The 8,865-nt window shown below is 49.1% G+C and carries 10 protein-coding genes; 1 reads left to right on the top strand and 9 read right to left on the bottom strand.

Features of this window, described 5'->3' with window-relative positions; translation table 11 throughout:
• Window positions 1–224 precede the first annotated feature (224 nt).
• The 5 genes from J7M22_00670 to J7M22_00650 form a co-directional block, all read right to left on the bottom strand.
• Entirely contained in the window at window positions 225–407 is a 183-nt protein-coding gene (locus tag J7M22_00670) for a 2-oxoisovalerate dehydrogenase (protein ID MCD6505111.1), read from the bottom strand.
• Window positions 408–681: 274 nt separating this feature from the next.
• A complete protein-coding gene (gene lpxK, locus J7M22_00665; protein ID MCD6505110.1) occupies window positions 682–1,767 on the bottom strand; it encodes a tetraacyldisaccharide 4'-kinase in 1,086 nt (361 codons plus the stop codon).
• Entirely contained in the window at window positions 1,767–2,882 is a 1,116-nt protein-coding gene (gene lpxB, locus J7M22_00660; GenBank protein ID MCD6505109.1) for a lipid-A-disaccharide synthase, read from the bottom strand. Before lpxB ends, lpxK begins: the two co-directional genes overlap by 1 nt.
• A 4-nt stretch (window positions 2,883–2,886) precedes the next feature.
• Window positions 2,887–3,564 (bottom strand): hypothetical protein, encoded by a 678-nt coding sequence (locus J7M22_00655; protein ID MCD6505108.1) that lies wholly within the window; start codon window positions 3,562–3,564, stop codon window positions 2,887–2,889.
• Between the two features lie 87 nt (window positions 3,565–3,651).
• Window positions 3,652–4,290: a hypothetical protein gene (locus tag J7M22_00650; protein ID MCD6505107.1), complete on the bottom strand. Its 639-nt coding sequence runs from the start codon at window positions 4,288–4,290 to the stop codon at window positions 3,652–3,654.
• A gap of 186 nt (window positions 4,291–4,476) precedes the next feature.
• Here J7M22_00650 and J7M22_00645 point away from each other — a divergent pair, with 186 nt between their 5' ends.
• Entirely contained in the window at window positions 4,477–5,694 is a 1,218-nt protein-coding gene (locus J7M22_00645; GenBank protein MCD6505106.1) for an acetate kinase, read from the top strand.
• Window positions 5,695–5,696: 2 nt separating this feature from the next.
• Here the strand turns inward: J7M22_00645 and J7M22_00640 are convergent, their stop codons facing one another.
• The 4 genes from J7M22_00640 to J7M22_00625 form a co-directional block, all read right to left on the bottom strand.
• The gene (locus J7M22_00640; protein MCD6505105.1) at window positions 5,697–6,860 is read right to left on the bottom strand and encodes a glycosyltransferase family 4 protein; all 1,164 of its coding nucleotides are present in this window, start codon (window positions 6,858–6,860) and stop codon (window positions 5,697–5,699) included.
• Complete coding sequence (locus tag J7M22_00635) at window positions 6,857–7,321, bottom strand: hypothetical protein (protein MCD6505104.1); 465 nt, start codon at window positions 7,319–7,321, stop codon at window positions 6,857–6,859. Before J7M22_00635 ends, J7M22_00640 begins: the two co-directional genes overlap by 4 nt.
• Before the next feature lie 109 nt (window positions 7,322–7,430).
• The gene (locus tag J7M22_00630) at window positions 7,431–8,540 is read right to left on the bottom strand and encodes a hypothetical protein (GenBank protein ID MCD6505103.1); all 1,110 of its coding nucleotides are present in this window, start codon (window positions 8,538–8,540) and stop codon (window positions 7,431–7,433) included.
• Window positions 8,524–8,865 (bottom strand): hypothetical protein (locus tag J7M22_00625; GenBank protein ID MCD6505102.1); only part of this gene is annotated, 342 nt, incomplete at its 5' end. The genes J7M22_00630 and J7M22_00625, both read right to left, overlap by 17 nt.

Genomic DNA, 8,865 nt, shown 5'->3' with positions numbered 1-8,865 from the left:
TATCCTCATCCTATCACACTCCTTGGATGTTATGATGGATTTTCCAGATATCCTAACCTGCCAGATCTAACTTCAGGAGGGAGTACGGCTGATGCCTAACAACAGCCTGATACCTCTGACACATGATGGCGGAGCGCCCGCATTAACCTCTGATCCTGGATGAGCCTTCACCATCTGCCTATCTAAATTTCAATTGTTACTATACACTACCCCCCCCATGCTTGTCAAGGGGAAAATTTCCTGGGAGCCTCCTCATCCTCGAAGTGACATTTGATAGCCTCTTTAACCATACTTTTAAGTTCTTCCAGCGTTTCCGCCTCAGTATAGATGGAGTAGCCTAACGCTCTTGCTTCGAATCCCTCCTCAAGAGATTCCTCAACGAGGAATATGATCTCTTTAGCTATCATAGTTCACCCTTCTTAAGCTCAAATTTGTCTCTCAGAGGCAGCGATAGAAATTACATCAGCCAGATAGAAGAGAGGCAAGCACGGATCTCCGAAAATCAGGAAGCGCTATACGATCCAGGAAGGATAATTCCGAATCTCTTCAGGTAAGGGCAGCATTCCAACGGTTTCTCATTTTCAGGATAGGCTGGAGGGGTATCTGTGGAATGGAAGAGAATTTACACAAAAAACTTGACAGACCCTTTTCATGCACCCATTCTGAAATGCGCCTATCCCCCTAAACACATCTTTGCATGGTCTTATCGGGGGAGTCTCTTAAGGTGAGGATGAGTGATTCGATCAACTGATGATCCATCTCCAGATCGATCTCAAGTACCAGTCCATTTCTGAAACCAAGCCTGAGCAACTTCGGTTCGTCCTTGGCCGTCGTGACGATGAGATCGAACTCGACTTTCATCTCTTCGATCGCTTTTAAATCCTCCCTGCTATAGAAATGGTGATCGGGGAAACCGAGGAGATGCACCCGGCATCCTAGATTTGAGAGCATCCTTTCAAACGAGGATGGATTACCGATGGAACACACTGCCAGGACCTTTTTACCTTGAAGTTTGTTCAGTTTCACCCTGTTTCTTTCGCCGATCGGCCTTAGATGAGAGGGGATACGATTGGATCTGCAGATAAGTTTTCCGCCTGAAAGCCTTTTGACTTTCCTTTCAGACGAGCCGGAGTTCATTAAAATGATAAGATCCGCTCTTTTAAGGGCTGATGGGGGTTCACGTAGCGTTCCTGCGGGCAAAAGCCTTCCTGTGCCAAAAGGTTCCGCTCCATCCACCACGACCAGATCAAGGTCGCGGGAGAGCTTCAGATGCTGAAATCCATCATCGAGCAACAGCAGATCCGGCTTGAAGCGGTTGAAGGCGATCATGCCGGCCTTGAATCTATCCCTTCCGGCGATTACAGGGATACCCTGCCTCAGCATCCGCTCAGCCAACATGTATGCTTCATCTCCTGCCGCCTCTACATCTGCCGTTATCCTCTTACCGTCGGAGACTATGATAGTCGATTTCGATCTTCCGCCATATCCGCTGCAGATGATAACCGGTTTGATCCCCCTGGAGGCTAAAAGCTCGGCAAGATAAATCGTCATGCTCGTCTTGCCCGTGCCCCCGGCTACTACGCTGCCTATACAAACAACGGGAATCGGAAGTCGCTTCCCCTTCAAAACCCCCACCTCATAGATCCACCTCCTGATCAGGCAGATGAGGCCGTAAAGAAGGGAGAAAGGTGTCAGAAGGGTCAGGATCATAGATGGGATAAATCCGACCCGTACGCCGGTTATGATCTCGTAAAGCACTCTTTTCATTATCCGATCATCTCACATATCAGCTCAGCCACCCTCGATGAGGCACCGGGCGAGCCGAGGGAGGATCTAACCTTGCGGAGAGACTCCACCTGTTTTCGCCGCTGGCATCTATCCGTGAGTATCCCGATCGCCTTTCGCGCGATCCGTTGAGGTGTAACCTGCCACTGTAGGTATTCGGGGACGATCTCTCCACCGGCGATGATATTCGGCAGGCCGCTGTTCTTTATACGAACGAGCGATTTAGCAACGATCCAGGTTGAGAGGGAAACCTTATAGATTATGATCATAGGTGTGAGCATACAGGTCCCCTCCAGCGTAGCTGTTCCGGAAGCCACGATCAGAAGATCGCACGCTCGCATCACATCATATACATCGTCTCTGACCAACTTAAGGCCATCGAATTGCGGTTCGATCATGTCCTCGGGGATGGAAGGGGCCAGCGGGAGGATATACTCGGTGTCGGGAATCCGATCGGATATGATGAGAACGGTTTGATACATGATCGGATAGAGCCTCTCAACCTCTTTACGTCTGCTTCCGGGCATTAGACCCACAACGAAGCTCTCGACGTTAAGGCCGAACTTCCTCCGTGCCTCGGCCTTTGAAAGACCCGAATGAGCGATATCGAGGATGGGATGGCCGACGAAAACGACCTTTGCTCCCGCACGCCGATAGAACTCCGCTTCAAATGGGAATATCGAGGCGATCAGATCGACCATCCCGGCCAGTTTCCTCGCCCTGCCGGCCCGCCACGCCCATGCTTTGGGAGGTATATAGTAGAGGATCGGAATGCCGAGTTTATGGGCATGTGTTGCGAGTCTGATGTTGAAATCGGGAAAATCCACCAGCATCAGCAGATCTGGTTTTCGATCTCTCAGGGCGGATTTAAGCCTGGAGAGAAGCTTAAGGAAATGTGGAACGGCGGAAATCACCTCGCCGATCCCCATCACCGAGGATCGGGTTACATCATAGAGAAGCTCACAGCCGGCATTCCGAAGAAATTCGCCGCCCATGCCGAAGATCTCGACGTCTGGACGGCGAATTCTCAGTTCCTTCAGGACACGTGAGGCGTGAAGGTCACCTGAAACCTCCCCCGCACTCACCATCAACTTCATATCTTTAAATCTTTTTCAGTTTGCCCCAGATGGTGGGGAGTTTATCCTTAGGATCAACCGATTGAGGTGTGGAACTCGGTTCTCCTATGACGACATTATCGATATGCAGGCTTCCGACCGTGCCGGCGGCGGCATCTGAGGAGATGAGGACCTTGGTGATCTTCTCGAGGTTTTCGTTTTTGATCTTCCCAACCTCTTTCCCGTTAAGGTAGAGGATAAAAGTCGATCCCTGTTGCTCAAGCTTCAACGTGTTGTATTCGTTGGCGATCATATTCGATCCCGGTATCTGCGTCCATCCCGGCCAGGAACCGTCCTTCGAAGAGGCATAGCTGAATGGGCCGCCGGGCCAGGCATATACATCTATATATGCCCCCGTGGCGGTGTCATCTATACGTATATGCACGTTGAACTTGTCATTGGCGAGGAAATCGAACTGTATCTTCGTCTCATTCTCCACCGGCCTGGATATCCCACATCTCTTCCAGTTAGTGGCCTGTTGACCGTGGATAAGCACCTCCTTATTGACTATCTCCACCTTTATCGTCCCGTCAGTCTGAGTGCTCCACCCGTTTCCGACCTCGCCGTCCGGCCTGTCAAAGTCATCGCTGAAAGGAACCCCCCATGCGAGTGTGACACCGAGGAGAAAAGCCGAAACCACTCCAAGTTTAATCGCCTTAACCATAATGTTACCTCCCCAGGGATTAGTTTATCCTCACGAAAGTATATCAGATTTTACCGATCTGTTGTCAAGCCTATTTGAATCGTCAAATCACCGACCTCGCCTCCTCCCGCCTCCGAGCCTCCGTCGGATGAAATTTCTTATCATCTCACGTCTCTCCTGAGGCGAAGCGTTCATGAATTTCTTTCTTATCCCAGGCGGGATTCTGTCGAGGATCGCTTGAGGGATTCTCCCTCTCATCCGCTCGATCCTTTTTCCCGATAGCCCTCTTGTTTTTTCAACCCGTCTGGAGACTCGCTCCGATTTCGCTCTCTCACCCTTTAGCGAACCTCTTCCTCCGCGCCTGCCTCTGGAGGTTCCGAGAAAACCGAGCTGTTCGATTCTCAACTCGATGAGCTTCCCCTCCTTCTCCAAAACGGCCCTTTTCTCATGAACCTCCTTCAGCACAGCTCCCCCGATTTGCTCACCCACTTTAACATAGACGGTCTTATCTCCCATCTTTATCAACGCTTTAGCTTGATCGCCGGGACCGATCACCGTACCGAGCAGTTGATAGGAGGTCTTCTGCGGCTTGGGATACCATCCCAGAGGTCTGAATAGGTTATTCTTTATTATCACCTGATATGAATCGTTTCCCTGAGTTCGACCGGCGATTGGCTGTGAGGCAGCCGTTGAGATATACAGGACAAAAGACATAAAAACCAACGCTTTGAGACGGTCGATCCTCATGTTTCACCTCATCCAAATTAGCCTTAATCTTTTGACGATCGAAATTGGGATATCGTTTAATGTGGTCAATATCAGCCCATTGATCTGAGATCGAGGGAATACGACTGAGAAAGCAGGGAACTTGACAAAAGAGGGCGTTGTGTTAAAATAATCCGCGAGATCACTTCGGCGTTATGGAGGTATGCCGTGCTGATACTCTGTGCGAACGTCGGCAGCACATCCTTTAAATATCAGATCATCGACGTCGATACCGAAAAGTCGCTCACGAAAGGGGTCGTCGAACGGATAGGTAATCCTCCTTCGCTATACACCCACCTCGTTCCCGATAAAGGCGTGAAGGTGGAAGGTGAACTCGATGCACCGGATCATCTCGCCGCCATCGAGCTTGTGATCGATCTGTTGGTGGACGGGGAGAGAGGTGTTCTATCCGATCTCTCGGAGCTCGCCGGGGTGGGGTTCAAAACGGTTTTTGCCAGGGGGATCACGCGCTCAGCCCTGATCACCGAGGAGGTGATCGAGGCGATGGAGGAGTACACGCCACTGGTGCCGGCCCATAATCCCCCATATATCGCCGCCATAAGGGCTTTTCAAAAGCTCCTACCCGGCAAACCGCTCGTCGGAGTCTTCGAGACCTGGTTCCATGAGACGATCCCGGATTACGCCCGTGAGTTCGGAATCCCCAGGAGGTGGGTCGAGAGATATGGGATCAGGAGATACGGATTCCACGGGGCCTCTCACAGATATATCTCCCAGCGAGTTCCTCAGATTCTGGGCGTTTCGCCTGAAAAGATCAAGATCATATCCTGTCATCTGGGGGGAAGCTCATCCTTATGCGCTATAAAGTATGGCAGATCGGTCGATACGAGCATGGGATTTTCGGCCCAGTGCGGCCTGCTTCAGTCGACAAGGTGCGGCGATCTCGATCCGTTCATCATCCCGTATATCATGGACAGGGAAAACCTGACAACCGATCAGATAAGGCAGATTTTGATCAGCGACGCGGGATTGAAGGGGATATCCGGCGTCAGCGGTGATATGCGCGATCTCATGGAGGCCGCCTCTCAGGGGAACGAGAACGCCAGGCTGGCGATGGATACCTATTACTACGGCGTCAAAAAATACATCGGCGCCTACGCGGCTATCTTAGGCGGGGTGGATGTGGTCGCATTTACAGGGGGGATAGGCGAGAAGAGCCCATCGAGTCGAGCGGCTATATGTAACGGGCTGGAGTTCATGGGCATCAGATTGGATGACGATAAAAATCTAGCGGCCGTGGGAGTGGAGGCTGAGATCTCAGCCGATGATAGTCCCGTCAAAGTCCTCGTCGTCCCGACCAATGAGGAGTTAATCGTTGCGCGGGAGACGGCGAGGGTGATAAGAGGGATGAGGCGTAAGGAGCCTTGAAGCTATGAAGAGAACAAGGACTTCTTGGCTATGATCCTCGATGCCAGCAAAGCATTCCACTTTTCAACAATTCTGTTCCAGTCCAGTGTTTGGGCGAATTCTAATCCACGACGGCTATATTGCTCTCTTAGGTCCGCATTATCATACAATAAATTTAACTTGTCAACCAAATCATCGACATCCGCTATTGCTTGCTCGATATTATGCCGACCTAAAGTCAGGAACTCCTTTACTTTAATCAGTCCACCTCGTCCTTCAACAAGCTCAACACAAGCGCTATACCCTGTTGCGATGACTGGGACACCAGCAGCCATTGCTTCGATAATAGGTAGACCAAATCCTTCTCCTGCGCTGGGGAGGACCATAACATCGAAGAGGTTATAAATCTCGTTAAGTTGTTGCTTGCTGACACCTCGGAGGACAGTGGCATCTTTAGTGATACAGGATTTATCATCTAGACCATACCGCCTCAGCAGATCCAAGATATCCCACCCGACATCATTCGGATCAGTGTGCAGATAGAGCAAGGCATCATCCTTGTCCTGGCAAAATCTGGCGAAGGCTTTGATCAAAATAGGGAGCTGTTTGCGGGGTTGGTTCCTTGCGACACAGCCGACGATAAATTGATTTTCTAATCCATATCGTTTTCTAAGGGATTCCTTATCTGTAAGCGGCTTGAACACCTCCGTGTCCACCCCATGATAGATCATCTCAACTTTGACACTTGGAATAGTTCGCTCGACTAATTGCTGACCATACTTGGAACAGGTGATAACTACATCCATATCCTTAATGATCCGATTCCATGAAGGATGTAGTGGTTCTCCGTCAATGGGGATATATCCCCAATATTGGACACTCTGCCTCTCAGGCATATTAGGAATCCAGCTGATCATCCAAAGGTCTGCCAAGGTGATCAGGATATCCGGCTGGAAATCGCGAATAACCCTGGGGAGAACATCCCTACCAAATTGACCTATCGCTGAGGGATAGATATCGTAAGGGAACAAGCTTCGGTCATAAGGCCATCCATCATATCCCCATCCGATACAGGCGATGTGATATTTATCCAAACGAGCTAGTCGACCCAACAGCTCTTTCGTTACAGTCGCGAATCCCGTGAAAGTGGTGGGTGAATCGCTCATCCAAAGGATTTTCGCCTTCATGGTTTGTTTAACTCAGCGGAGATCTTTGCTTCGATCTTCCGAGCAACCATTCTTGTGAAGGAAAGCTGGTCAATAAGACTTTGACCTGAGACATGAACTAGAACATTGGCTTTGACAAACCAGATACAATCGTATGCCCGCCAGGTTTTATCACCGATTATGGCATTTGGGTCCGTCTCAGGCTGGTAGATCGAATCCGGCTTGCCATCAATAATAACAGCGCCCTGAGCAATGGCAAACCTCCATTTATCCGCCGCCTTTTGTGCATTGCGAATAGTGTCAAATAACCAGTAACGAACACCAATATGTTCTTCCTCTTTATTGCCATCCCAATACTGGTGAAACCCCGCCAAGCAAGGAGGTTCCTTCCACGCTCCTCTAATTGGAACGGCTTGAGTTAACTTTAAATTCGGCAGATCATCCTCTGTCAGGATGATAGAATCAAGCCTTGTGACGTACATCTTGGTTTCACCTCCTCTGTACATATACCCACAAGATATCATAAATACCATAAGGAGAATTATCAAGATAAATCTCTGCAAGTAGTTCCAACTTTTCATCTTCTTGACATCAGTATACACTAGATACAAGGGCACTCGTCCCCCATTCAAAAGTTCCTGAGGCGAAGACATATCCCTTGTAAGTAGGCATGTCCATATTCGCCGGCACCCTTGGAGTTCCCGTCCGATCCACCATGATAACTGGATCATATATATTGGTGAGGATACCGACTTGATGGAAATTCCAATATCCAGTTTGCCATCCCGCGTCAAGATCAGGAGAAGTGGAGATGGGACGAAGTTCTTTGTAATAAAACCCCTGCATGTTCTCATCTATTTTCACCTGGTTGGCTGGGATTCCAAGCCAACGCATCATCACGGTGTAGTAGTTGGACCCATCCATGCAATCCATCCATCCTGCACTGAGCATTTTCCATAGCTCAAACTTGGAATTGTCAAATTCCGAATGAGAATCCCAACTACGATAGGAAAATTGTAGAGAATTGTAAATTCCTGATGCAACCATACAGGAAGCTTGAGAGGTGGTGGTTGCGCCATTGGCGTAATGACATGCGGTGTACAGAACCTGCTTCCAAGGACGGTAAAAAGGCGAGAAGAGATAATATGGACGATCATAGGTGACATAGATCTGGTGCTCGGTTACCTGACTCCCTACATCATACCATGGTCCATCCGAGGAATACCCATACTGAAGGCTCCAACTGATACTCAGTGAATCAAGTCGTATTTCGTTAGGTAAAGCGCTGGAAGAAAAGATAAGGTTATCGTAATCTTCAACCCCCCAGTCAGTTACCTGGATGATCCTACTGGAAGGAGAAAAGTTAATAGAAGTATTGTCCGACGTCAACACTCCAGATGGCGTAATCCTCACCCAGATAGGAGTGTCATATGTCCCACTGATGTCCGCCTTGACCGTCATCACGGTGTTTCTGGTATAAGCTATCGGCTCGTTCTTCGATGGGCTCTTAAGCCACTGAGGTGGATCAATGTTTAATCCGCTGGGATAACCCGGTTTAGGTTGTCGATCGTACAGCGGATGATAATTTATTGCACCTGGAGCGCCCGTGAAGATTATACCTACAACCTCTATAGTAGGATCGGATAATGTATTTGATTTAACCTTAACAGAAGGTGAATTTGGATCAATGAATCTCGGCATTTTCGATGGACACCTCCCTTTCTGACAAATCTCTATAGTTTTGAAGTGCACCCATTATTTTGGACACATTTTTGGGCGATCTTATTGGGGGGTAACCCATCACCCTGGGAATCAGAGGAAGGTTTGCCCAAATCCTTCCCCTCCGATTCCCTCCTTCTGCCAACTCTATTTTACCAAATCCACCCCTCTCATTCAAGTTCAGGACTTCGCAAAAACTTTTGAAGAATGCAGATGGGGAAAGGCTTAGATGGTGTAAGTGATTCAAAGGAAATTCGCGCTCTAATCTATCGCGAATTTGCTCAAAAACCCTTATGCTGCCTAGATT

Source organism: Candidatus Poribacteria bacterium, from assembly GCA_021162805.1.
Lineage (GTDB): Bacteria > Poribacteria > WGA-4E > B28-G17 > B28-G17 > JAGGXZ01.
Note: the sequence above shows the minus strand (reverse complement) of the source record. Positions and strands in the feature narration are given on the sequence as shown.